Origin of the sequence: Bradyrhizobium sp. (assembly GCF_035935975.1) — a bacterium.
Taxonomy (GTDB): domain Bacteria; phylum Pseudomonadota; class Alphaproteobacteria; order Rhizobiales; family Xanthobacteraceae; genus Bradyrhizobium.
Genome location: NZ_DASYWN010000046.1, coordinates 103,367 through 124,395, shown reverse-complemented (window position 1 = coordinate 124,395; position 21,029 = coordinate 103,367). Strand labels below are relative to the sequence as shown.

The following is a 21,029-nucleotide window of genomic DNA, read 5'->3' as shown; positions in this document are numbered from 1 at the left end:
GACGAAGGGTTAGTCCGCCTTCACATAATCCTTGGCGATGATCGCGTTCGCATCAAAGCCCTTGTCGGCGAATCCCTGCTCCTGGAGCCATTTGATCTGGTTGTCGACGTTCTTCACGTCGAGCTTGCCGTCGGGATCGATATAGGCGCAGTTGCCGACCACCTGCTCGACCGGCAAATTGGTGTACTTGGCGATGATCTCCAGCAGCGGCTTGGTCTTGTCGTTGATCGGGGCGACGCCGTCCTTCATCGAAGCCAGGATCACGTCGTGATATTCGCGATCGGCTTTCGCGAGCACGCCGAGGAATTTCGTCACCAGCGCCTTGTTGGTCAGCGTTTTCGGCGAGGCGAACACCGCGCCCAATTGCCAGGGCGTCTCGTCGCCGACCCAGCCCAGGAATTTGGCGCCGCCCTCGTCCATCAGTTTTCGCGCGGTGGAGATCGGCAGCAGCGCGGCATCGACAGTCTCGCCCTTGAGCGCGGCCGCCGCGTTCGACAGCGATTGCAGCGGCACGATCTTCACGTCCGCGAGCTTGAAGCCGTATTTGTCGGCGAGCAGGCCGAGCGAATAATGGAAGGACGAGCCGACCTGCGTCACCGCGATGCGCTTGCCCGCGAGATCCTTCGGCGTCTTCAGCCCGGCCGCATAGGCGTTGTTGCTGGCGAAATAGCCGATCAGGGGATAGCCGGCCTTTTCCCGGCTCATGCCGCCGATCACCTTCAGCACGCCCTTGCCGGCGAGATTGTAGAGACCGGCGGTGAAGGCGGTCACGCCGAAATCGACGTCGCCCGAGGTCGTGGCGACCGCGATCGGCTGCGCCGCGTCGAAGAATTTCAGCTCGACGTCGAGCCCGGCTTCGCGAAAATAACCCTTGTCCTGCGCGATGAAGACCGGCGCGGAGGACGACAGGCGGAGCACGCCGACCTTGGCTTTCAGCGCGTCCTCGGCCTGCGCCGTGCCGATCGCCATGATCGCCACAAGACCCGCAAGCGCGAGCCGCATCTTCCCGATCATCCCGTTTCCTCCGCCGTCTTTCGCTTGGTCTTCATCTCTTGGTCGTTGTCTGCAGTCCGCTACAGGCCCTCGGGCACCGCCTGGTCCCGCCCGATGAAGGCGCCCTGTTGTTTCAACGTTTCCTGCAATTTTTCAATGGGGATGTCACGCGGGATCCGGTTTCCGGAGAGCGCCAGCGCAGCGGCGGAACCGGCGGCCTCGCCCATCACAAAACAGGCACCGGAGACCCGCGCCGCCGATTGGCCCTCATGGGTCATCGAGGCGCAGCGGCCGGCAACGAGGAGATTGTCGACACCTTCGGGCACCAACATACGATACGGCAACTCGTTATACCCGCGCGATTCCGGGATCGGCGGAAACGTGAAGACGACGTCGCCGGGAACATGGGCCTCGATCGGCCAGCCATTGACGCCGATGGAGTCCTCGAACGAGGCGCAGCCCAGCACGTCCTCGCCGCTGAGCTGGTAGCCGCCCTTGATGCGGCGGGTCTCGCGGATGCCGAGCTGCGGCGGCAAATCGACGATGTAGGATTTTTCAAAGCCGGGAACGGTGCGCAGGAATTCGAACGCGGCGAGCGCCTGCTTGCGGCCTTCGATCTCGCCGCGGCTGAGGTCGTCAGGCTCGACGCCGTTGATGGCGTGGCCGTCCTCACGTGCCACTTGCGTAAAATTCACCCGCCATTCGATGCCGGATTTTTGAGGCCGCACGATCGCGCTCTTGCGCGGAAATGTGTGGGTGCCGGCGGCAAGCGCCTTTTCCATCAGTTGCGGAATGGTGCGCCAGGCATCCCCGGCCCTGTCGGGGTCGATGCCGTTGAGGCGGAGCATCATCGACGGATACATCGGATGACCGTGCTCGTCGCCGATCTCGTACGGCGCGCCGGCCCAGACCGCGAGATCGCCGTCGCCGGAGCAGTCGATGAATATCTCCGAGCGCACGGCCTGCCGGCCGGCCTTGGTCTCGACCATCAGCGCGTCGATGCGTCGGTCATCGTCCATCACGACTCCGGCACCGAGCGCGTGGAAGAGGATGTGCACCCTGTGGCTCGCGAGCAATTGATCGGCCGCGATCTTGTAGGCCGCGGTGTCGTAGGCCTGCGCATAGACCTTGCCGAGGATCAGATGCGGGGTATTGAGGCCGTTGAGCAGATCGATCCGCGCCAGCAGCTCGGACGCCATGCCCTGCACCAGCCGGTGCGCCTGGCCAAAGACGTTGCCGTGCAGGCCGCAGAAATTGGTGACGCCGGCGGCGGTGCCCATGCCGCCGAGGAAGCCGTAGCGCTCGATCAGCAGCGTCTTGCGCCCCGCGCGCGCCGCTGATGCCGCTGCCACGATGCCGGCGGGGCCGCCGCCGAGGACGACGACTTCATATTCGCCATAGAGCGGCACCTGACGTGCCGGTTCTTCGATCATCGTGGCCCGCATGGCGCGTCCTTCCCAAAATCCTTTGCTTGAGGGCGACTATGAATTAACGCGAGGCGGGCTACAATCTACCAAAATATGCGATCAGCTTTCTCGAATCGCGAAAGGTGGACATGGACATCCTGGTGAACCTTCAGGCGTTTCTCGCCACTGCCGATGCAGCCGGCTTCTCCGCCGCCGCGCGAAAACTCAACGTCTCGACCTCGGTTGTCGCAAAGCGCGTGACGCAGCTGGAGGCGCGGATCGGTACGCCGCTGTTTCACCGTTCGACCCGGCAATTGCGGCTGACCGAGGCCGGCCAGCGCTATGTGCATCGCGCCCGCGGTGTCGTCACCGATGCCGCCGACCTGCTCACGCGCATGGGCGAGAAAGGGCATGACCTCGTCGATCACCTCCGCATCAAGGCACCGACCTCGATGACGGTGGCGCGGCTCGCGGACGCCTTCAGCGCGTTCCAGACCCAGAACCCACGGCTCAAGCTGGAGATCGTGCTGATCGACCGCCCGGTCGACCCCGTCAGCGAAGGTTTCGATATCGCCATCGGCGCATTCCCGCATTCCTTCGGCGGCGTGGTCGACGAGCCATTGGTCCCGTTGAAGCGGCTGCTTTGCGCCTCGCCGGCCTATTTGAAGAAGTACGGCACGCCAAAGCATCCGCGCGATCTCGTCGAGCATCGCTGCCTCAGCTTCATGCCGACCGGCCCCGAATGGATCTTTGACGGCCCCCGCGGCCGCATCAGCATCCAGGTCAGCCCGCTGCTCTCGTCAAACGAGGGCCATGTGCTGGCGCGCAGTGCGATCGCCGGCAACGGCATCGCGCTGATGTCGCATTATCTGGTCGCGGATGCGCTGCGCGACGGCACGCTGAAGCCGGTACTGCGCGACTTTCCGATTCCGGAATTGTGGGTGAAGGCCGCGATCCCCGAGCGGCGGCGCAATGCCGCCGCGGTGCAGGCGCTGCTGACTTTGCTCAAGACGTCGCTGGCGCCGTCGCTGTGAATTGGAGTGCAGTAGCCCGGATGGAGCGCAGCAGAATGCGGGGACGCCGGCCCCGGATTACGCTTCGCTCCATCCGGGCTACACGCCGTCGCGCCGCTGTCACAACATGGCGGTTGCTCTCACGACGCGGACCTGAGAGAAGCCCCCATGGATTCGATCATTTTGAAATACGCTTTCGCCGCCCTGACCGCCGTCGCGATCTCAGCCACCCCCGCCTCGGCCCTTGAGCAAAGCTGCCGTTTCATCCAGGCCAAGCCCGATCGCGAAGCCTGCTACAAGCGGCAGGAAGAAGAACTCGCGGCCAAGCGCAAACCTGCCGCGCCGGCCGACGAGAGCAACACGCTGCAATCGCTTCGCCAGATGCGGCAGGACGACGACGTCGTCTATCGCAGCATCAACAACATCTGCCGCGGCTGCTGAGCGGCGAGCGTTCAGCCTTTGCCGCCACCCCAATTCGCCGCCCGCTTCTCGGCGAACGAGGCCAGTCCTTCCGCCGCCTCCGCGCTCTGGCGCTTGACTGAATGCAGGTGCACGAGCCGCTTGTAGGCGGCATCGTCCACCGCCATGCCGCCGAACGAGCTTTCCAGCGCGAGGCGCTTGGTCTCGGCCATCGCCTCCGGCCCGTTGGCGAGGAGCTGATCGACCACCTTGGTGCCGGCAGCTTCAAGATCGGCGAGCGGCACCACCTCGTGGACAAGGCCGATGCGGCGGGCATCCTCGGCGCCGAAACGCTCGCCGGTCAGCGCATACCGGCGAACTTGCCGTACACTAATGGCATCGCAGAGCTGCGGGATGATGATCGCGGCGGTCAGGCCCCAGCGCACCTCGGTGATGGAGAACAAGGCATTGTCGGCGGCAATCACGACGTCGCAGGCCGCGATCACACCGGTACCGCCGCCGAAGCAGCCGCCCTGCACCAGCGCGACGGTCGGGATCGGCAAGGTATTGAGACGCTGCACCGCCTCGAAGGTCGCCTGCGAGGCCGCCTCGTTCGCCTCGGGCGATTGCGGCCGCACGCCATTGATCCATTTGAGGTCGGCGCCGGCCTGGAAGTGCTTGCCATTGCCCTTGAGCACGACGACGCGCAGGTTCGGCTTTTTGCCGAGATCGTCCATGGCCGCGAGCACGCCGGCGATCAAGGCGCCGTCATAGGCGTTGTTCACCTCCGGCCGGTTCAACGTGACGGTCGCAAGCCCACGCTCATCGAGGGTCCACAGGACGGGGTTGGCAGTCATCGGCAATCCTCCGGTCATCTTGTTTGCCGCGCACTATGGCCGAGGCAACACACCCCGATCCATATCTTTCCAGCGTGGGGCGGCCGCGCCCATCGCATGGCGGCTTGTGTCATGGTGCGCTCGGGCGGCATCCTAGGGATCAGGGACGGGACATCATATGCGCATCTGCATTTTCGGCGCGGGCGCCGTCGGCAGCCACATTGCGGTACGGCTGGCGCGCGCCGGTCATGAGGTCAGTTGCGTGATGCGGGGGGCGCATCTGGAGGCGGTCCGCGCCAACGGCCTCAAGCTGCGCGTCGGCGATTCCGAGGTCAGCGCCAAGGTGAATGCGTCCGGCGATCCAGCCCAGCTCGGCCCGCAGGACGTCGTGATCTCGACACTGAAGGCCACCGCGCTGACCGGGCTGGTCGCCAGCATCAAGCCGCTGCTCCAGGACGACACCGCCATCGTGTTCGCGCAGAACGGCATTCCCTGGTGGTATGGGATCGGCCTGCCGCCGCGGCATCCCACCCCGCCCGACATTTCCTTTCTCGATCCGGGCGGACGTTTGCGTGCCTGCATCCCGAGGGAGCGGATTATCGGCGGCGTCATCTTCTCCTCCAACGAGGTGACCGCGCCCGGCGTGGTGCAGAACCTCACCCCGGACCGCAACCGCCTCCTGATCGGCGAATGCGACGACCGCAATTGCGAGCGCATCACAAAACTCCGCGGCGCCTTCAACGACGCGCGGCTGGAATCGCCGCCGGTGGCCGAGATCCGCGAGGCGATCTGGTCAAAGCTGCTGACCAACATGTCGCTGTCGGTGCTGTGCCTGCTCACCGGCCAGACCGCGCGCGGCGTGCGCGACGACCCGGCCTTCGCCGAGGTCATTCCGCGGATGCTGAACGAAGCCAACGACATTGCCCAGCACTTCATTCCCGAGGTCAAGCGCGTGACCCGCAGCGGCCCCGCTCCCAACCACAAGCCATCGCTGCTGCAGGATTACGAGCTCGGCCGTGCCATGGAGATCGACGTACTGGTGAAGGCGCCCGCCGCCTTCGCCCGCACCGCCGGCCTGTCGACGCCGACGCTCGACCTGATCGCCGCGCTCGCGATCCAGAAGGCACGCGACAAGGGGCTTTATTCGGCCTGAGCGTCAGCCAAGTTTGTCGATCCAGGCCGCGAGCGTATCCAGCACCTCTGTCAGCGCCTCGTCATTGGTGCGGCCGGACTTCTTCAACACCGCGAAGGAATGATCGCCGCCCTCGATCTCATGCAGCGTCGCCTTCGCTCCGAGCGAGGTGATGACAGGCTTGAGATGGCCGAGGTCGGCCAGCCCATCGCGAGTGCCTTGCAGGAACAGCATGGGGATTGCGATGCCGGCGAGGTGCTCGGCACGCTCGGACGACGGCTTCTTGTCGGCATGCAGGGGAAAGCCGAGGAAGGCGAGCCCCTTCACACCGGGCAGCGGATCCTTGGACTGCGCCTGCGAGGTCATGCGCCCCCCGAAGGATTTCCCGCCGGCGACCAGCCGCACGCCGGGACACAGTCGTGCCGCCTCCTCCACCGCCGCGCGGATGGCGGCGTGCGCGACCGCCGGCTGGTCAGGGCGACCCTTCTTCATTTCCATGTAGGGAAAATTGAAGCGGAACGTCGCGATGCCGCGATCCGCGAGGCCTTCCGCGACCTTCGCCATGAACGCATGCCGCATATCGGCGCCGGCCCCATGTGCCAGGACGTAACAGGTGCGCACGCTGTCGGGCTGCGTCAGGATCGCCGAGACCGTGCCGATGTTCTCGATCTCGAGCTTGAGCTCTCTGGTTTTGGCGGCCACAATCGATCATCCCGACAGACGCGTTTCCGGCCGCCTTGGTAGCGTCACCGGCGCAGCCTGAAAACACAATAATTGCCGCGGCGCCCTGGCCTACCAAGCCGGACAGCCGCATCAACCGAGGTAATCATGTCCTACCGCTCCTCCTGGATGACCGAAGAGCTCGACGTCTTCCGCGACCAGTTCCGGAAATATCTTGCCAAGGACCTAGCACCGCATGCCGAGAAATGGCGCGAGCAGAAGATGGTCGACCGCTTCGCCTGGCGCGGGCTCGGCGAGATGGGCGCGCTGCTGGCGAGCGTGCCGGAGGAATATGGCGGGCTGGGTGCGACCTTCGCCTATGACGCCGCCGTGCTGGACGATCTCGAAAGCACGGTGCCGGAGTTGACGACCGGCGTCTCCGTGCACAGCGCCATCGTCGCGCATTACATCCTCAATTACGGCTCGGAGGAGCAGAAGAAGCGCTGGCTGCCGAAAATGGCCTCGGGCGAGATGGTCGGCGCCATCGCCATGACCGAGCCCGGCACCGGCTCGGATTTGCAAGCCGTCAAGACCACGGCGAAGAAGCAGGGCAATTCCTACGTCATCAACGGCCAGAAGACTTTTATTACCAACGGCCAGGCCGCCGATCTCGTCGTAGTCGTCGCTCGCACCGGCGAGGCCGGCGCCAAGGGCATCTCGCTGATCGTGGTCGAGACCGAAGGCGCCGATGGCTACAAGCGCGGGCGCAACCTCGACAAGATCGGCCTGCATGCCTCCGACACCTCGGAACTGTTCTTCGACAACGTGACCGTGCCGCCCGAAAACCTGCTCGGCAAGGAGGAAGGCCAGGGCTTTGTGCAGCTCATGCAGCAACTGCCGCAGGAACGCCTCGCGCTCGCGGTCGGCGCCGTCGACGCGATGGAGCGCGCGGTCAAGCTCACCACCGAATACACCAAGGAGCGGAAAGCGTTCGGCAAGCCGCTGATGGATTTCCAGAACACCGCCTTCACGCTCGCCGAGCGCAAGACCGAAGCGATGATCGCGCGCGTCTTCGTCGACTGGTGCATCGAGCGCCTCGTCGCCAAGGACCTCGACACCGTCACGGCGTCGATGGCGAAGTATTGGTGCTCGGACAAGCAGGTGCAAACCGCGGACGAATGCCTCCAGCTGTTCGGCGGCTACGGCTACATGCAGGAATACCCGATCTCGCGCATCTTCATCGATTCCCGCATCCAGAAGATCTATGGCGGCACCAACGAGATCATGAAGCTGCTGATCGCCCGATCCTTGTGATCAGGCCGCTGTAGCGCCGGCTATTTCATCCGCTTGTCGGCGGCGATGAAGTCGATGAAGGTCCTCACCTTCGCGGAGAGATATTTGCGGCTCGGATAGACTGCGAACAGGCGCCCTTCGAAGACGACGTCATCAGGCAGAATGTGCACGAGGCGTCCGGAGGCGATGTCCTCTGCAACCAGCCATTTCGGCAGGAAGGCAAAGCCCATGCCTTCCAGCGCGGCCATGTGGAGCAGGGTCTCGTTGCCGCTGCGCAGGACCGGATTGAGCTTGATGGTCTCGACTGTGCCGTTCCGGTTCAAGGAGAAACTCTCGCCGGGATAGAGCGCATAGTGCAGCAAGGCCTGGCCGGCGAGGTCGGCCGGCCTGGCCGGACGCCCGACGCGATCGAGATGGGCGGGAGCGGCAACCATGTAGAACGGGACGTTGCTGATGGGACGCGCGATCAGCGCTTCGTCCGGCGCACCGGTCGCGCGCAAGGCGAGATCGAAACCCTCCTCCACGAGATTGACCAGCCGCCCGCTGAGATCGACGTCGAGGCGCACGTCCGGATAGCGGGCCTGATAGTCCGCCAGCACGCCCGCGAAGATCGTGTTCGCCATCCACACCGGTGCGGTCAGCCGCAGCGTACCGTGCGGGACCACGGTCGCATTGCTGACGGCGGCCTCGACCTCGTCGAGCGCATCCAGCATCTGCCGCGCCTGCTCGAAATATAGCGCACCGCTTTCGCTCAGGCTGACGCGCCGGCTGGTCCGGTTGAGCAGCCGCGTGCCGAGCCGCTGCTCGAGTTGCATCACGTGCTTGCTCGCCATCGCGGGCGAGATGCGCAGGCGCTGGGCCGCGGTTGCAAAGCTCTTCAGCTCCGCGACCAGGCAGAACACCCTCATGCTGACCAGCGAATCCATCAGATCATCAACACAGAGGAAACGAACTCATCCCGGAACAAATAATGATCAAAGATAGTGAAACTATCAAATGGTGGCGACCCTCGCATTTTGGAGACCCGCTATGTCCACCACCGCCTTCGAGACCCCCGCCCCCGGCCGCGCCCTTCGCATCGGCCTCTGGGCCGCGCAGGTCGTGATCGCCTTCACCTTCATCTCCGCGGGGCTGGTGAAGCTGCTCACTCCCATTCCCCAACTGGCCGCGATGATGCCCTGGGCCGGGCAGTATTCCGAAACCTTCGTTCGCTTCATCTCGCTGGTCGATCTCGCCGGCGGCATCGGCATCCTGCTGCCGGCCCTGACGCGGATCCTGCCGCGGCTGACGGTGCTGGCTGCGCTCGGCTGCTCCGTGCTGCAGGTGTTCGCGCTGGTCTTCCACGTCTCGCGCGGCGAAGCGCCGGTCACGCCGCTCAATGTCGTCCTGCTCGCGCTCAGCCTGTTCGTGCTGTGGGGCCGCGGCTGGAAGGCCCCGATCGCACCGCGGCAGTTCTGAGCGGCAGCCGCCATGATCTCAGCCAAGATCTCAGCCAAGGGATGGTCCCGCAGGGGCCTGCTTGCGGGCACCGCGATCCTCACGGCCGGCGGCAGCGCTGTGGCCAAGGAGGATCGTCTGACCGATGCCGTCGTGATCCTGGTCGACAGCAACGAGCCCTATGTCATGGGTCACGCGATCAGCTATTCGGCCAACCTCGCAAAACACTTTGCCGACAGGGGCGCGCGATTGCTGATCGAGGTCGTCGCCAACGGCAAGGGCATCGACGTCTTCCGCGCCGACAAGACGCCGCTGGTCGAGCCGCTCGCAACGCTGCGGCAGTCGCTGCCGAACCTCACCTACAGCATGTGCGCCTCGTCCAAGGCGATCGCGGAAGCCAAGGAGCAGATCTCCATCCCGCTGATCGCAGGCGCGAGCCTCGTGCCGTTCGGCATCGGGCGCGTGGTCGACCTGCAACTCAAGGGCTGGGCCTACATCCATGCGTAAGACGGCACGCCCGAGCGATCCGGTGCTATCGCGGCGGGCGATGCTGATGGCCGCGCCGGCTCTTGCGCTCCTGCGCGCGGCCAACGCGCAGGAGCGCTGGCCGCCGGTGTTCGAGACCGGCCGCAACCAGTTCACGGTGGTGCGGCCGCACGCGCCGATGCCGCAGCTCAGGCTTCAGGACACGAACGGCCGGGATGCCGTCGTGACGGCGAAGCCGGGCCGCATCACATTGGTGAACTTCTGGGCGACCTGGTGCGCAGCCTGCCGGCTCGATCTGCCGACGCTCGCAAGCCTTGCGGGATCGCGGCCCGACCGGCTCGACATCGTCGCGATCTGCACGGACACCAAGGATTTGCGCAAGATCCGCGCGTTTCTCGGCGGCCTCGCCGTGAAAGAGCTCGCCTGCTACGTCGATGCCTACGGCGCGGCGGCCCAGGCATCCACCGAGATGTTCTCGCTCGTCGGCATGCCCATCACCTATCTCGTCGGCACGAGCAGCCGCGTCGAGGGCTATATCGCCGGCGCGCCCGAGTGGCTCTCACCCGCGGGCACGCGCCTGCTGCAATTCTATCGCGAGCAGGGCTAGCGCGGATTGCTGTTTGCGCATTATCTTGTCGGAAAACCGCTTCGCACTTTGCGCTGCGCGGCCGTGCCGGTCCGGATCATGCTTCAGTTCGGATGCCACCAGCGGCCGCCGATCACGACACCCTCTGACGCGATCTTGCGGTCGCCGATCAAATGCTCGCCGACGACGTCCTCGTAGTCGAACTGGCCCTGCTTGACCGAGATCAGCGTGGCATCGCCGACGCTGCCCGGCTTGAGGCTGCCGAGTTCGGGACGCCGCAGCGCCATCGCGGCATTCACCGTCGAGGCCGCGATCACGTCGGACAGCTCCATGCCCATGCACAGGAACTTCGACATGGTCGTGACCTGGTCGAAGGCCGGGCCATCGATGCAGAGCTGGTGGATGTCGGAGGAGATGGTGTCCGGATAGAAGCCGTTGGCGAGCATCGCGCGCGCAGTCTTGAACGCGAACGAGCCCTTGCCGTGGCCGATGTCGAACAGCACGCCGCGCTCGCGCGCGTCCAGCACCGCCTTCTTCACCGTGCCTTGCGCGGTCGCGGGCGTGTTCGGGAACGGCCGGAACGCATGGGTGAGAATATCGCCGGGACGCAGGCGGCCCAGCACCTCCTCATAGCTCGGCGGCGGATGGTCGATATGCGCCATCAGGGGCATGCCGACCTCGTTGGCGACCTCGAGCGCGATGTCGAGCGGCACGGCGCCCGACGTACCCGAGGAATGCAGGCCGACGCGCACCTTGATGCCGACGATGAGGTCGCGGTTGGCATCGGCCACCTTGGCCGCCTCGATCGGATTCATCAGCCGCAGTTCCTCGCTTTCGCCGACCATGATCCGGTGCGAGAAGCCGAAAATGCCGGCATGCGAGACGTGCAGATAGGCGAGAATGCGGACCTGGCTCGGCTCGATCACGTGCTTGCGGAAGCCGGCGAAATTGCCGGGACCAGCGCTGCCGGTGTCGACCGCCGTGGTGACGCCGGACAGGCGGCAGAATTCCTCGGCATCGATGCCGAGCGAGGTGCCGCCCCAATAGACATGGGTGTGAAGGTCGATCAGCCCCGGCGTCACGATATAGCGTGACACATCGCGCACGTCGGTCCCCGGATCCGCCTTGAGCCCGCTGCCGATCGCAGCAACCTTGCCGCCCGCAAAGGCGACATCCGTCACGGCGTCGAGCTTCTGTGACGGGTCGACCACACGGCCGCCACGCAGGATCAAGTCAAAAGGCATCATCGTCTCCGGATATGGCAGGGCATTGCCAGTGGCGGGCACAGGACGGGCTGGAAGCTGCTTCTTCGGCCTGTCGTCTCTGCGGGCCATTTTGCTAGCAATTTTCGCGCCGACTTGGCAAATCACTTGGCAAATCACGACGCGCAGCGGCGCTCACCAGCGCCGCCGGTGCCATCCGGCTACAAGGGCAGCCGAACCTTCTTCCATTCGTCAAAATCCTCCTGGACGTCTTCGGCCGCAGTCTTTGCGGCCTCGTACAGCCAGTCGTCCTTTCTCTTGGGCAGATCGTCGGCAATCGCCTCCTGAGCACTGCGCTTCGCGGCATGGACTGCACCGAGGTCAAATCCCTGCGCCCAGAGCAGATCGAGCCTGAGCCGCGGACCACTGCGATTGCTGAGATCAATCTTGCGCTGATCGGGAGCGATACGCCGGATGATGTAGCCGTCGCCGTCGCTCAATGCGAGATGAGGATCGGGTGCGCGAAATCCTTTTCGCGCAAGGTCCAGAAAGCGCGGCTTGCCCCTGGTCTCGTGCGCCCAGTGCCAGGCGGAGGGCACCAGCGCCTTGGCTTCCCTGACAATCTTTCCGCCATTCCACTTTGCGATGACAACAAAGCGCGGTCGGCCAAGACCGCCGCCGCCCTTTCTGCGCGAAGCGTACCGTTTGATCTTGAAGCCCTCTGGGAGACTTTCTTTGAGTGCGGACACAACTTCGGCCGGCGGCTCGGCGTCCGGATAGTCCTTCACTTCATCCCAGAAGTCCCGCCGCTCCTCGTCGCTGCAGACGACGAAGGGCCGCATCCAGCTCTCCTGCTCGTCGAGCAGCGACGGAGCCGGGTTTGCCAGTCCCTCCCGATAACCTTCGAGAATGGTGGCCGCCGCCACACGATTATCGGCCTGCGCCTTCGGCGCGAGCCGTGCACTGGTCGCGAGGCGGACAAGATCGAAGGGATAGGGAATGACCGCCGCTTCGTCGAAATCGTTGATGCCCCAGACCAGCCGTCCCTCGGCGTCGCGCCAGGTCCCGTAATTCTCGATGTGAAGGTCACCGACCGAGAGCACGGCGGGAGCGTCCTCCAGCTTGGGACAAAGCTTCTCGATGCGCCTCGCCCAGCGGAAGAACGTAGCCCGCAAGAACGTGAACGCGTCCTTCTGCATCCGTTCATGCTTGTAGACGAGGTCGTCCTCGACGACATCGCACTGGTCGCGCAGCCAATCCTCGAACGCCGCATTGTCGCGCTGAAATGTCATGGGCCACCAAAATGTTGGCGAGCCGGAGCCGAGGCGCGGCTCGCATGAAATTAATCAATCGCCGGTAGCATCATATGCCGGCTGAAGCGCAAGGGCGAAATGCTAGGAGCAAACAGACCCGGATGCAAACATTGATTGTATCGGGGGGACAGGACCTTGCGTGCGCGAGCAGCCTCGCGAGAGCTCAGAACGGACGAACCGAGAATTGAAAAATGGCGATCCCGGGAAGACTCGAACTTCCGACCTACGGTTTAGGAAACCGTCGCTCTATCCGGCTGAGCTACGGGACCGCGTAACCCGCCGAGCGGCAGGTTGTTGGCCGTACATAGCAAAGCGCAGGCTGGACCGGAAGCCCTCGGAGGCGGCGTAACCACGTCGGCGTCATTCCGAGCCGCCATACAACTCTAGATTTTATCGATGGCCTGACGTAGGGTTCCATCATTGAGTGTCGCGATTGCGTCGCAGGTTGTCCGTCTTCCGATTATGCCGGCTGAAAGCGATACATATTACGAGGTCCTCGGCCTTCCCGCCTATGCCTCGCTCGAGGATGTCAAAGCTGCCTATTATCGCCTCGCCAAGCGATATCACCCGGACAGGAATCCCGAACCCGAAGCTGCGGTCACCTTCGACCTCATCAACGAAGCCTACAAGGTCGTGGAGCACCCGACCCAGAAGGCCGTCTACGACGCCGCGCTCCGCCGGCTGCCGACGATCGGCGGACCGGTTGCGGATGCCGGGCTCGACACGGAGCCCGACCACTTCGCCAGGCTCGATATCCTCCCCGAAAGCGCCTTCGACCATCCCCGCACGGGCGGGTTCTGGAATCGATGGGCGCTGGGCGCGGCCGGCGCGATCTGCATCGTCCTGATCGCGGGGCTTGCGACCTACCTCTTCCTTCCGGCCATCATGAGCGTTCGCTCCCCGCAGCCCGGGCAGACATTCTCCGACTGCTACAATTGCCCGTCGATGACGGTCCTGCCCGCGGGACTCTTCGTCATGGGCGCGCAGGACAACGAGCCATCCGCGCCCGCCTGGGCGATGCCGCCCAGAACAGTCACGATCGCCCATCCATTTGCGATCGGCCGCTTCGAGGTCATGGCCCAGGAGTATGTTGATTTCCTGAACGTTTCCTACGGGTCCTTCGACCCGCGCTGGATCACCACCGACCGCACCGACCCCAACAGCATCGTGCTCTCGCGCCTCAACAAATTCGTGGTTCAGGCCGGGTTCGAGACCCATCCGGCGATCGGCGTCTCCTGGCTCGGCGCGCAGGCCTATGTCAGATGGCTCTCGGAGAAGACCGGGCGCAAATACCGGCTTCCCACCGAAGCGGAGTGGGAATATGCGGCGCGGGCCGGCGAAAAGCGCGCCGTCTACACCATCGAGACGCTGAAGGATGTGTGCAGGATCGGCAATGTGCCCGATCTCACCAGGCGCAAGGCGCATCCGAACTGGGGCGCCTATCAATGCGAGGACGGTTTTGCGGAAACCGCGCCCGCCGGACGGTTCGAGCCGAACAGGTTCGGATTGTACGACACGCTCGGCAATGCCTGGGAATGGGTTCAGGATTGCTGGCACCCCAGCTATGACGGGGCGCCCAGGGATGGCTCCGCCTGGACGACCGACGCCGATTGCCAGCTTCGCGTCCTGCGCGGCAACAGCTACGAGAATTTCTCCGATTTCGGGCTGGCCGCGCGCGTTTTCACTACGTCGTTGAGACTATCGCCCTTCAATGGCTTTCGCGTCGTCCGCGACTTGAGCGAGCCGTGATCCAGCATTGGCCTAAAGGTGGTCGAGGACCTCGTCCGCGGCGGATGACCGCAGCCGGCGAATTAGCGGCCGGACGTTACCTCGCTTGGCCGATTTGAACTTGACGCAATCTCGATTGCGTCAAAAATCCATCCGTGACACTGCCCGCTGTTGTTGTCCGTGCCGACCGCGCGCAGCCGGCGCTGCTTGTCCGGGCGGGGGTGTAAAATCGCCACGGTCCCGAGGGCGGGAAAAAAGGCGCCGTCCCGAACCCGGGACGGCAGTTCTGGGAGGATCATGAAAATCGACGTCTCCGGCAGGTCGATCGTGCGTTGCGCATAGACGCGACTTCCGGGACTGCTATCCGCGCCGAGCGCGGTTATCGTCAGAAGGTCGCCGCGCAACTCGACAAGGACGGTCTCTTCATGCGTCTTGCTTGTCGGAACGTGCGGAGCATCGCACGTCGAGAATTGCAGCCTGTTCGTCATGCAGATCGAGAAATCGGCCATTCCATTGCCCCGGCTGATTGACTGAAATTGAGAGATTGCAGGGGCTGGCAGGTCGGCCGGCCGGGACAACGCCCGGGTGCCGAAATGCTATGCTCTGGCTCGCGCACTGTTTCCTCCCGGTGTGCCGCTTTTTGTATGGACGGGAGTACGATGAGCGCGTGAGGGGAGCGTGAAGCGCCTCGCGGCCGCAAGGGACGATCATTTCACGCTGAATTCACGGGAGATGGCCTTAGACTTGGACAGGTAGATGCGAGGACGCCATGGCATCACATGGGACGATTTCTTCGACGCGTTTCCGCCAGACCGCAAATGATCAGCCGCCTTCGCAAGCCTCTGCACAAGGCTCTGCGGAAGATCCCGGCGGCTTTTGCCACTTCATCTCGCCCCCGTCGGACGACCAGCGTTTCACGCTTGAGGGCAACCGATTTGACCCATCGGATCCCGATCAATGGGCGCGGGCCGAGAACCTGATGAAGCGCCTCGCGCATCTGATCAGGTTCAATCCGGACGAGAATAAAGCGAGACCAAATCCCAATCTGCCGAGCGGCTACACCTATTTTCTGCAGATGGTTGCGCATGATCTCGTGCACAGCGCGATCTCGACGTCGCTCGGCGACGGGCAGACGGCCGGGCTCAGCAACGTCCGAAATGCCCCGCTCCGGCTCGAGACGGTCTATGGCGGCGGACCAACCGAATGCCCGCACGCCTATGAGGCGAGCCAGATCGCATTCCGCAGCAAGCTCCGGCTGGGCAATTCGCGGATCGACAGGAACGATCAAAACCATAGCGGTCCCAAAAAGGACATCGCGCGGGGCACCACGAGCACTGCCGCCGAGCTTGCCCGGAAGACGAGCTATCCCGAAGCCCTGATCGCCGACCCGCGCAACGATTCCCATGCGCTCATCTCGCAGATCCTGGTTCTCTTCCACGAACTGCACAATTGCATCGCGGACGAGCTGGTGCGAGGCGGGACCCTGCCCCCGACGGCCAATCCGTTTGCCGACGCGCAACGGCTGTTCACGGCTGCACGGACCGCCTGCGTCCTGATCTACCGCGACCTGATCCGTCAAGACCTGCTTCCGCGCATTTTGCACCAGGACGTCTGGCAGGCCTACAGCACCGGTCAGGCACCGTTCCCCTGGCGCGTCGGCGGCGAATGGCGGGCGCCTCTCGAATTCACCAACGGGTTCTTCCGTTTCGGCCATTCCATGATCAGGCCGATCTATCGCTTCAACGATGGCCCGGCCAACGCATTTACCATCGAGCAGATCCTGGCGCACACCTCCGACAAATCGCCCTCCGACGTTCCCCTGGAAGCCGCCTGGCTGGTGAATTGGGATCTATTTTTCACCAGCGACCCCAACGCCGGAAACGTCAGCATCCGCATCGGGCCGTGGTCTCAAGTCGGCATCGGGGAAGACGTGCCCGGGGAAGGCGATTTGATTGCGCGCGACCTCCTGAGCTCGATTGCGATCCAGCCCTGGTCGATCGGCTCCCTCGTCGACCGCCTCAGGACGACGCACGGCGCGCTGCTCGAGCGATCTGAATTCCTGGCGGGACTGATCGGTTCGCGGCCATGGGCCGCACGCATTGCCGACTGGTTGACCAAGCGATCGGACGAGAGCTTCGGCGCCTTCAACAAGCTGTCGGCGCAGGAAATCAAGACACTCGCGAATGATCCTCCGATCCCACTGTTCGTCCGTTTCGAGGCAGGCTTGGCCTCCGGCAACCAGGGCGAACGCCTGGGCATCCTGGGTTCGATCGTCGTCGCCGACGTGATCTGCGGTGTCTTGCAATACGACCGGCTGCTGCCTGGCAATCCCGCCGGCGGATTGCAGGGCGAGCTCGCGACCCTATCGGCGGCAACGCTCGGCAAGACCGGGAGCAGCCAGACCAACATCTTCGCATTCCTGGCGGACATCGAGGGACCCGCGCGGAAGATCAGCCTGACCACCGTTCGGCAATTTCTCAACGACAGACAACGCGTCACCCCAGCATGACAACCACGTAGCGAAGGAGAGAAGCGATGGCCTACCCGAGAATCAACGTCCGAAACATTCCTGGCAATCACGAGAATTGGGGCAAGCTGGTCAAGACATGGTCCACCGGCAAGAATTACGTCCGGCATGTGATCACCGAACAGAATCCGTTTCCCACCGTCGTCGAGCCCAAGCCCGAATTTCCCAGGCCGACGACCTTCCGCGACTTCGTCGCGCAGGCCCAGTCTGCCGGCGTTCAGCTCTTCTTCGACGACGGCGTCAATAATCCTGACGTCACGGGCGACGAAGACTTGTATTTCGAGATGACCTACGTTGAGTTAAATACGCACTACGTGAAGCTCCCGCATTCCGTCAGGATCGCTGAGTCCGAAGCTCGGCTGCAACAGAATGGGAATCGCTATTTCCTGCCGGGCTTCTACGACCGCATCGAAGGCCATCCGCCGCTCGCTGAACAGACGAGCAGCCAGGTCCAGAAGGCGAAGCTCCACGCCGAGCGGGTCGGCGAATACACCATCAACACCTGCGGCTGAAGCCAGATCAGCTCTCACCAGGAGCCGAACTCGATCCCCTCGATGGGGGCGCCTGCTGCGGCAAGACCAGCGGCCAGGCGCTCCCAGTCGGCACGGATCGCGATCGGAAAGACGTGCAGCAGCCAGCGCGTGATGCTTTCGCGCGTTGGCGGCTGCTGGCCTCGCCAATCTGCGGCGATCCACTCCAGCGCTTTCGCGAAATCCGACCTCGCCTCGTCGAGCCGGCCGAGATGCGCCTTGGCCGCGCATTCCCATATCACGAAGGCCGGAGACACCCCGAGATCCTCGCGCGAGACATTGGAACATCCCGCATAGTCGGAGCAGAGAAACTTGATCGCGCCGGAATAGGCAATCTGCGGCGCCGTCGGGACCGGCGTGATGCGGAGCGATGCGGCTGAAAGGCTCGCCGCGCGTTCATATTTGCCGCAGTAAGCGAAGATCTGGCCCGATGCCATCAAGGTCCAGGGATCGTTTTCGTTCAGATCGACCGCGAGCGCGGCATGCAGTGTCGATTCATCGACACGGCCGAGCAGCTGGTAGGTCCATGCGAGCGCGAGTTGCGCACGCGAATCGAGCGGATCGAGTTGAATCGCGCGTTGTGCGATCCGCAACGTCTCCGGCAGCTTGGACACATCGCGGAACTGGCCGGGAAGCGCGATATGCGCGATGTTGCGGTACTGAACCAGGCCGCTGAGCGCAGGGGAAAAATCCGGCGCGTCGGCCAGCAGGCTCTCGACCAGCGAGGCGGCTGCCGGCCAATGCTTCGAGTCCATTTGCAACAGCAGGGCCTGCGCGCGCAGCCATCGATCGTGGATCTCCAGGGTCACCTCGCCTCCGGCCGCAAGGCGGCGCAGCCGCTCGGCCGAGACGTGGATGTTCAGCGCCATGGCGATCTGGCGAACGATACGCTCCTGCGTGTCGAACCACTCGGTCAGCGTGATCGAATAGCGCTCGCTCCAGATGCACACGGAATTGGCCGCATCGCGCAGCGTGACGACGAGCCGGACCGTACCATTCAACTCATACGTACTGCCCTCGACGATATATTCCGGCGGCGAAGACCACGTCCTCGGCTCCGATTCCCAAAGCGGCGGCAATGTCCGCACCGACCATTCGCGAAAACGCGCCAGGCAGGCGACGAATTCATGACGAAACCCGTCGACGAGGTGGCGCATGTCCTCGGGCACGCCGCTCGCCTGGAATGTGCAGACCGATATGAGCAGCCGCTTCGGCGAGGGGGTCAGCATGTGCGGCACTCCGAGCAAGGTCTGGACGACCACCGGCGCCTGCGGCTGTTCGTTCAGGCCCGGCATCTGCTTGATGCGAACGATCAGCTCCTGGGTCTCCTTGGATGGCTCGATGTCGTAGTCCGCTTCCAGCAGGTCCCAGAGAGACTTGTAGATCTTCAGGGCTCCGCCGACATCGCCGCGCGCCGCACGCACCCGGATGAGGTGCTGGCAAGCGACTTCATGTGTCGGATCGAGATTGAGCAGAGCCAGAGCGGCGTCATTGGCTTCGCGCGAGTCCCCATCGGGGGACAACAGGCGCTCGAGCGCGAGCGTCAGTCGGTCATGAAGCAACTGGCGCTTGGTCAGCAACCAGACCTGGAAAGCCGGATCGAGGTTGTCGAGACCGGACAGCAGGGTCTCGGTGATGCGCTGGGTATCGAGCAGCCGCGGATGCACGGTGCCGCGCGCCGCGGCGGCGAGCACCTCGTCGACATCGCAGAGGCGCCGTTCGCGGGCGAGCGCCAGGGTTTGCTTGTCGGCGCGAAATCCCGCGAAGCCGGCATTGTCGAAGGCCAGTCTGATGTCATGCACGACCTGCCGCAGCGAGGCCCGCGCATGTTCTTCGTCGCTCTCGCTCCACAACAGACCGACCAGACGCTCGCGCGTGTCCTGCGTATTGTCCGACAGGGCGAGATAGGCGGTCAGTGCCTTGGCCTTGCGCGTCGCAAGTGAAATCTCGCGCTCGTCGATCCTGGCGGCAAAATCGCCGAGGAGGCGGAGGGCCAGCTGCCCATTCGCCAGCGCTTCCTGAATGCCCGTTGCCACCTCTGAGGCTCCTACCAATGCCGGAGTCATGGTCAACCACGCTTACTAAAGTCTACGAAACGCAACCGATGGGCGTCTAGCGATATCTTCGCTCTCAGAATAGCGGGATGTCGTGCCCGGCGACATCAGGGCTCTCGCTATTACCGTGCGCGTTTGAAAAGCGCTTCGTCGAGACGATTGCCGAAAAAGGTTGCAGATCAGGCGAAACAGCCCTTGCGACGGCAACTCCAATGTTGTGTCGCGTATGATCGACCAGAAAGAGCCGAATGCCACGGCTCCCCAATTGCGCCACAAATCCCTTCAGATCGGCAGCCGGCAGGCTCACAGCGTTCGGCGATACCGCCGCCGGTTGAAGCAACACGCAATCTGTGGCGGAAAACTCCGCGCGACGCAGATGGCGACGATCGGCCGCATTGAGCGCGGCATCGCCACGCTCGGCGCGCTTGGCTTCCGCCACCGGCGCGGACATCTCCATCTGACACATCTCGAGGATTGCGGCCCTTGCCGCGTCGCTCGCGGTCAGTCTTGACGACAGCCCGCATGCCATTCCCTTACCGTCACAATCGACCGATACGGCCGCAACGGCCGGAATGCCGAGATCGGTCGTGATATCGAGCAACGTGGTCCGCCGCGCCGTCTCGCTCTGGCGCAACCGGGCGATCAGTTCGGCCGCCGATTTGGTCACAGGATGCTCCAGCGCGAAACGCTTCGGGCGGCGGCCGCCGAGCCACCACATTGCGGCCGCGTCGCGCTCACAAAGCTCCAGGATCGCGCGAAGCGCTGCGGCTTCGAAGCTCGGGCCCGCGGCTGCCCCCGAAGATAATGCGCTGACCGGCTCGATCGCCATGCGTTCTTGCGGCCGTCTCAGGCAGAGATCAGCCGGCAATCGCATGGCTTCTCCGGTTGCCGCATCGAACGCATGGACGCAGTCGATGGCCCGGTCGGCGCTTGATGTGGCCTGACCGATCCATCCGTCCGAAACAAAACTCGCTTGATCGTTCGCGGCGACCGCTGCGGCAATGTCGCCCGGCCGCTCGAACTGGGAAAGATACTCGGCCGCCTCGCCGAGACATGAGACGAGTGCGGCCTCCAGCGTCTCGCCATTTCCTGTGACGCTCAGTCGCACCACCGTGGCGGTCGTCGCGGCCGGATCGGGGGCGATGGCGATCTCGCCGCCGATGCAGTGAAAGCCGGGTGCAAAGGGAGACGCGATCGTGAACAGGCGAGTCAGACGCCCGGCGATCGCGACAAGCTCGGCCGATGCAAGACCGGCGACACGGTCGAGCAGCTTGCGGCCAGGCGGGGAGTCCAGGTCGAGAACGGCGAGATGCATGATCGATCCCTGCCCATTTTCGGCGATACGCAACCGTCACACTAGCTGAAGCCCCGAGCAAGCCCAATCACCCCGGACGGGCTCAGTCTCAGCCGATGGCCAGCAATGACACGGGTTCG

20 protein-coding genes and 1 tRNA gene are annotated in these 21,029 nt (G+C 64.1%); 10 read left to right on the top strand and 11 right to left on the bottom strand.

The features are described from left to right. Nucleotides 1–9: 9 nt before the first annotated feature. Entirely contained in the window at nucleotides 10–1,014 is a 1,005-nt protein-coding gene (locus VGR99_RS28690; protein ID WP_326903317.1) for an ABC transporter substrate-binding protein, read from the bottom strand. Nucleotides 1,015–1,073: 59 nt separating this feature from the next. Next, entirely contained in the window at nucleotides 1,074–2,438 is a 1,365-nt protein-coding gene (locus VGR99_RS28685; protein WP_326903316.1) for an FAD-dependent oxidoreductase, read from the bottom strand. A 110-nt stretch (nucleotides 2,439–2,548) separates the two neighbouring features. Here VGR99_RS28685 and VGR99_RS28680 point away from each other — a divergent pair, with 110 nt between their 5' ends. Both VGR99_RS28680 and VGR99_RS28675 read left to right on the top strand, forming a co-directional pair. Continuing rightward, complete coding sequence (locus tag VGR99_RS28680; protein ID WP_326903315.1) at nucleotides 2,549–3,433, top strand: LysR family transcriptional regulator; 885 nt, start codon at nucleotides 2,549–2,551, stop codon at nucleotides 3,431–3,433. Between the two features lie 147 nt (nucleotides 3,434–3,580). After that, the gene (locus VGR99_RS28675) at nucleotides 3,581–3,853 is read left to right on the top strand and encodes a hypothetical protein (protein ID WP_326903314.1); all 273 of its coding nucleotides are present in this window, start codon (nucleotides 3,581–3,583) and stop codon (nucleotides 3,851–3,853) included. A gap of 11 nt (nucleotides 3,854–3,864) precedes the next feature. Here the strand turns inward: VGR99_RS28675 and VGR99_RS28670 are convergent, their stop codons facing one another. Next, a complete protein-coding gene (locus tag VGR99_RS28670) occupies nucleotides 3,865–4,668 on the bottom strand; it encodes an enoyl-CoA hydratase-related protein (RefSeq protein WP_326903313.1) in 804 nt (267 codons plus the stop codon). A gap of 157 nt (nucleotides 4,669–4,825) precedes the next feature. Here VGR99_RS28670 and VGR99_RS28665 point away from each other — a divergent pair, with 157 nt between their 5' ends. Continuing rightward, nucleotides 4,826–5,800, top strand: a complete 975-nt coding sequence (locus tag VGR99_RS28665; RefSeq protein WP_326903312.1) for a ketopantoate reductase family protein — start codon at nucleotides 4,826–4,828, stop codon at nucleotides 5,798–5,800. Between the two features lie 3 nt (nucleotides 5,801–5,803). Here VGR99_RS28665 and VGR99_RS28660 read toward each other — a convergent pair whose 3' ends face one another. Then, nucleotides 5,804–6,481: an alpha/beta family hydrolase gene (locus tag VGR99_RS28660; RefSeq protein ID WP_326903311.1), complete on the bottom strand. Its 678-nt coding sequence runs from the start codon at nucleotides 6,479–6,481 to the stop codon at nucleotides 5,804–5,806. A gap of 126 nt (nucleotides 6,482–6,607) precedes the next feature. On the opposite strand from VGR99_RS28660, the gene VGR99_RS28655 reads away from it, so the two are divergent. After that, nucleotides 6,608–7,753, top strand: a complete 1,146-nt coding sequence (locus VGR99_RS28655) for an acyl-CoA dehydrogenase family protein (RefSeq protein WP_326903310.1) — start codon at nucleotides 6,608–6,610, stop codon at nucleotides 7,751–7,753. Between the two features lie 20 nt (nucleotides 7,754–7,773). Here VGR99_RS28655 and VGR99_RS28650 read toward each other — a convergent pair whose 3' ends face one another. After that, entirely contained in the window at nucleotides 7,774–8,658 is an 885-nt protein-coding gene (locus VGR99_RS28650; RefSeq protein ID WP_326903309.1) for a LysR family transcriptional regulator, read from the bottom strand. Between the two features lie 103 nt (nucleotides 8,659–8,761). Between VGR99_RS28650 and VGR99_RS28645 the strand changes: the two genes are divergently transcribed. The 3 genes from VGR99_RS28645 to VGR99_RS28635 are packed head-to-tail and all read left to right on the top strand — an operon-like array spanning nucleotide 8,762 to nucleotide 10,262. After that, nucleotides 8,762–9,190, top strand: a complete 429-nt coding sequence (locus VGR99_RS28645; RefSeq protein ID WP_326903308.1) for a DoxX family protein — start codon at nucleotides 8,762–8,764, stop codon at nucleotides 9,188–9,190. A gap of 12 nt (nucleotides 9,191–9,202) precedes the next feature. Beyond that, a complete protein-coding gene (locus VGR99_RS28640) occupies nucleotides 9,203–9,676 on the top strand; it encodes a DsrE family protein (RefSeq protein WP_326903307.1) in 474 nt (157 codons plus the stop codon). After that, nucleotides 9,669–10,262, top strand: coding sequence for a TlpA disulfide reductase family protein (locus tag VGR99_RS28635; RefSeq protein WP_326903306.1), 594 nt, complete (start codon nucleotides 9,669–9,671; stop codon nucleotides 10,260–10,262). The genes VGR99_RS28640 and VGR99_RS28635 overlap by 8 nt, the downstream gene beginning before the upstream one ends. Nucleotides 10,263–10,345: 83 nt before the next feature. Here VGR99_RS28635 and VGR99_RS28630 read toward each other — a convergent pair whose 3' ends face one another. The 3 genes from VGR99_RS28630 to VGR99_RS28620 form a co-directional block, all read right to left on the bottom strand. Continuing rightward, nucleotides 10,346–11,485, bottom strand: a complete 1,140-nt coding sequence (locus tag VGR99_RS28630) for an amidohydrolase/deacetylase family metallohydrolase (protein WP_326903466.1) — start codon at nucleotides 11,483–11,485, stop codon at nucleotides 10,346–10,348. 179 nt (nucleotides 11,486–11,664) lie between these two features. Then, nucleotides 11,665–12,735 (bottom strand): DUF2252 family protein, encoded by a 1,071-nt coding sequence (locus VGR99_RS28625; protein ID WP_326903305.1) that lies wholly within the window; start codon nucleotides 12,733–12,735, stop codon nucleotides 11,665–11,667. A 213-nt stretch (nucleotides 12,736–12,948) separates the two neighbouring features. Further along, nucleotides 12,949–13,025, bottom strand: a tRNA-Arg gene (locus tag VGR99_RS28620). A 193-nt stretch (nucleotides 13,026–13,218) separates the two neighbouring features. Between VGR99_RS28620 and VGR99_RS28615 the strand changes: the two genes are divergently transcribed. Next, complete coding sequence (locus tag VGR99_RS28615) at nucleotides 13,219–14,505, top strand: SUMF1/EgtB/PvdO family nonheme iron enzyme (protein WP_326903304.1); 1,287 nt, start codon at nucleotides 13,219–13,221, stop codon at nucleotides 14,503–14,505. Nucleotides 14,506–14,567: 62 nt separating this feature from the next. Here the strand turns inward: VGR99_RS28615 and VGR99_RS28610 are convergent, their stop codons facing one another. Then, a complete protein-coding gene (locus VGR99_RS28610; RefSeq protein ID WP_326903303.1) occupies nucleotides 14,568–14,993 on the bottom strand; it encodes a hypothetical protein in 426 nt (141 codons plus the stop codon). 470 nt (nucleotides 14,994–15,463) lie between these two features. On the opposite strand from VGR99_RS28610, the gene VGR99_RS28605 reads away from it, so the two are divergent. Both VGR99_RS28605 and VGR99_RS28600 read left to right on the top strand, forming a co-directional pair. Continuing rightward, the gene (locus VGR99_RS28605) at nucleotides 15,464–16,993 is read left to right on the top strand and encodes a peroxidase family protein (RefSeq protein WP_326903302.1); all 1,530 of its coding nucleotides are present in this window, start codon (nucleotides 15,464–15,466) and stop codon (nucleotides 16,991–16,993) included. Between the two features lie 26 nt (nucleotides 16,994–17,019). Further along, complete coding sequence (locus tag VGR99_RS28600) at nucleotides 17,020–17,523, top strand: hypothetical protein (protein ID WP_326903301.1); 504 nt, start codon at nucleotides 17,020–17,022, stop codon at nucleotides 17,521–17,523. 14 nt (nucleotides 17,524–17,537) lie between these two features. Here VGR99_RS28600 and VGR99_RS28595 read toward each other — a convergent pair whose 3' ends face one another. Together VGR99_RS28595 and VGR99_RS28590 are read right to left on the bottom strand one after the other, a co-directional pair. Then, nucleotides 17,538–19,577: a BTAD domain-containing putative transcriptional regulator gene (locus VGR99_RS28595; protein WP_326903300.1), complete on the bottom strand. Its 2,040-nt coding sequence runs from the start codon at nucleotides 19,575–19,577 to the stop codon at nucleotides 17,538–17,540. Nucleotides 19,578–19,671: 94 nt separating this feature from the next. After that, nucleotides 19,672–20,910 carry a YcaO-like family protein gene (locus VGR99_RS28590; protein ID WP_326903299.1) on the bottom strand — a complete coding sequence of 413 codons (1,239 nt, stop codon included), beginning with the start codon at nucleotides 20,908–20,910 and terminating at the stop codon, nucleotides 19,672–19,674. Nucleotides 20,911–21,029: the final 119 nt, after the last annotated feature.